The sequence below is a fragment of the Algoriphagus sp. genome (assembly GCF_024642405.1).
GTDB lineage: Bacteria > Bacteroidota > Bacteroidia > Cytophagales > Cyclobacteriaceae > Algoriphagus.
On sequence record NZ_JAHEBC010000386.1, the window covers coordinates 1 to 3471 of the forward strand.

Annotated in this window: 3 protein-coding genes; all 3 read left to right on the forward strand. The window is 37.0% G+C overall.

Translation table 11 applies throughout. The annotated features are described in order from the left end of the window. On the forward strand, positions 1-1040 hold a 1040-nt coding region (locus Q0L68_RS18165; protein WP_296705676.1), incomplete at its 5' end, for a DcaP family trimeric outer membrane transporter. 253 nt (positions 1041-1293) lie between these two features. Continuing rightward, on the forward strand, positions 1294-2358 hold the full coding sequence (locus Q0L68_RS18170) for an AI-2E family transporter (protein WP_296705677.1): 1065 nt from the start codon (positions 1294-1296) through the stop codon (positions 2356-2358). A gap of 371 nt (positions 2359-2729) precedes the next feature. Continuing rightward, positions 2730-3471, forward strand: a 742-nt coding sequence (locus tag Q0L68_RS18175; RefSeq protein ID WP_296705678.1) for a hypothetical protein, incomplete at its 3' end; no start/stop codon positions are given.

A 3471-nucleotide genomic window follows, 5' to 3' on the forward strand; every position in this document is an offset into this window, starting at 1 on the left:
ATCAAAAAATGCAGCTCAGGATTCTGGGTTCAGTTAGATATTTGGTCGTGTATGATGAAATAAAACTTCAAAGCAAAAACACCTTTAATACCTCAGAAATCCCAACTCCTACTACCGGTAAAATAATACCGAATTACTACAATGGGTTGGAGCAAACACGCTTGGGATTTGAAATCACAAGGAAAACAGAAAAAGGGAATGTCTTTATCAGGCTGGAAACAGATTTTGCCGGACCAAATGGCTATAGAATCAGGCATGCTTATGGACAAATGGGTAGCTTTTTGTTTGGGCAGACCTGGAGCTTGTTTTCTCATATAAATGCTCTGCCACCTTTGGTGAATTTTTCAGGCCCTACTGGATCTGTGGTGGTTAGAACACCCCAAATAAGATATTCAATACCTAAAGTTCTCAATAAGACAAATATTGCAGTTGGTTTAGAGTTTTTTCCACCTGATCTTAATATTCCTGACTCCCTGCAAATTGAGAGTTTTCAATTAACGCCGGATATTACCCTAAGAGCGGATAGAACTTTCGAGTGGGGTTCTGCTCAACTTTCCGGAATTCTTCCTATCCTATCTGGACGAAATGGAGATAATTTAGGGGTAATTACTGGGTGGGGACTTTCTGGTTCTACTATTCTAAATTCATGGTATAAGGGTAAATGGTATATTCAAGGAGTCTTAGGAAAGGCTATTTCTCGATATTTTACCGAGTTCGAAGGTCAGGGATATGATATTCAATTTCTACCGGGTGGAAATTACACTTCACCCTATACTTTTGGCTTTTATACCACCTATGCACATCAATGGAAAGCCTCTCTTTCCTCTAACTTTACATATGGATATGTGAGTTTGGAGAAAAAATCATTTACGGAAGAGAATATCTATAATAAGGGACATACAATGAGAATGAATACCTTTTGGGATATTACAGATGGTGCCAAGACTGGGGCTGAGATTACTTGGGGAAAGCGAGTTAATAAAAATGAAGTCTATGGAAATGCCTTAAGGTTCAACTTGTTGTTCTATTATGATTTTTAAAAGAGATTTATACAAAAGATAGGAGAGTATCCATTAAATGGTCTCGTAAATGGATTGAATAGTTTTTATAAGATGTGATTTGGATGGAAAACTTTATTAATTATATCAGCCCAATTTTTTTGGCTTTTTCACACGTAAGAGTCCGTAGAGCAGATTTTCATTCCTAGGAATATTTCTGCAATTCGAGTACTTTGTTGTTACTTAATTACTTTTAGAGGTGCCTGTCAGATATCTGATGTATTAATTTGAATTTATGAATGCGACAAAGAAAATTGGAGCCGCGATCTATACTGCTTCATTTATCATCATTATAGCAGGTGTCATATATGCCAATTCATTGGTGACGCCAATGTTATTAGCACTCTTCATAAGTATTGTTTGCGCACAACCAATTTTTTGGCTGCAGAAAAGAGGTGTATCTCAAGGATTTGCAATTGTCATTGTGTTTGTTGGTATACTGGTCACATTTTTTGGTTTTGGTGAGTTAATTGTTAATTCGTTATCATCATTTTCAGACCAGGCGCCTTTTTATGAGGAAAATTTGACTAGAATGATGGCTGGGGTTACTCAATTTTTTGCTGACAAGGGAATAGATATTTCTCTAACTCAAATGTCAAAAGTATTTGATCCTTCGCGAATCATGGGGTTGACTGCTGGAATCCTAGGTCAATTGGGAGGGCTTTTAGGGAACGCTTTCACCATATTTTTCCTAGTTCTCTTCCTTTTATTGGAATTGGATAGTATCTCCATCAAAGTCAAGGCAATTGTAACGGGCTCCACAGATAGGTTGAAATACTTTAATGTGATCGGCACCAGCATCCGCCATTACCTTTCAATTAAAACCTTTACAAGTCTTTTAACAGGGATTTGTATCTGGATTTTGCTTGCCATCCTTGGAGTGGATTATGGGGTTTTATGGGGGCTTTTAGCCTTTCTTTTAAACTACATTCCAAATATTGGTTCGATTCTGGCAGCAATCCCTGCTGTCCTGTTCGCTGCTATACAAATGGGTTTTGGAGGCGCTTTATCGACTATCTTGGTTTTTGGGGTAGTCAATGTTTTGATCGGGAACGTACTTGAGCCTAAAATTATGGGTAAAGGTATGGGGCTTTCTACATTTGTTGTGTTTTTTGCTCTTATTTTTTGGGGATTTATTCTGGGTACTGTCGGAATGTTCCTTTCTGTTCCCTTGACAATAGCCATTAAAATTATGTTGGAACAAAATCCAGACACTAGGGGTATTGCAATTGCTCTTGGAACTCAGGAAGAAGCTCAAGAAATTGTGAATCAAAAAGGAAATCCCAAATCCTCCCAGTAAACTCTTTTGACCTAGATGCAAAATGGATGGAATGTGTCTCACATTTTTGAAGGGAAAGACAGACTCAAAAGCAACTAGGTAGGTAGAAAGAAATTTGATAAAAGCAGGAAAATTATTTTTCAATTAGAGCGTTGAATTTACTTTTGGACTTAACTTTTGTCAATGCTTTGAGCATTATTATTACATTCAAAGTCATGTTTTTTTCAGAAAAAAAATTTGAATTGAAACGTTGAAAAATGCGAATTGATTACTTTAAAAGCTTTTTTTTAGGTAATATAGGTGTTGCTTCTCACCTTCATCTAAACCATAGAATTCTGAAAGTGAACACTAAGTTATTTAGACAATATTTTTTTCAAATCATCTTTTTATGCATGTCATGCATGGTTTATGCACAGGATGATCCCGTATTTTTAACTCCCCCCAAAGTAACAGTAACTGAGCACTACACACTTTCCAATGGCTTGGCTTCGAATTGTGTTGATCAGAGTTTTATCGATTCAAGGGGAAGACTTTGGGTCAACCCATGTGGAGATGCAGCTAGAGAATTCAGATTGTCATTTTTCCAATATGATGGTATCCGGAGTTTCTTTTATGAGGTAAGACCAGATTGGATTACTGAAGAAGCCCTGGCTCCTATCTTATATATTTTGGGAGAAAACTCAAATGGTTTTCTATTTGGAGCTGATCGAGAAAATAAGTTCCTTTTTTATTGGCATCCGGATACGAGCGAACAAGGCTTTTTCAAATTAGAGTCTGGAGAGGTTTTATTGAATATGGATTCGGATGAAAATGGTGAAATCTTCGTCCTAACCTTGAATCAAGCAAATCAAACCTATTTTGTCAGGAGCTTAAGAGATGAATCAAGGGAAAGAATCAACATTCAACTAGACTTTACCGGAGACTTTATTCCCAATACTCCCAGTCAATTTGCCTATCCTTTTGAGGTGACAGCGGATGAAGTGTATTTCTTTCATCAACGAAAAGGGTTAGTTCAATTCGATCGAAAACTACAGAAGATTAGCTACACTCCCTGGAGCGATTATTCAAATATTTTGCCTGTTTTAACCAATTACCTGGATGTTCCAGTACCTCGTGAATCTGCTACTCAGATTC

What these genes read in the sequence shown, in the direction of transcription:
- Q0L68_RS18170 (WP_296705677.1), top strand. Translation starts at nt 1,294, where the DNA reads ATGAATGCGACAAAGAAAATTGGAGCCGCGATCTATACTGCTTCATTT.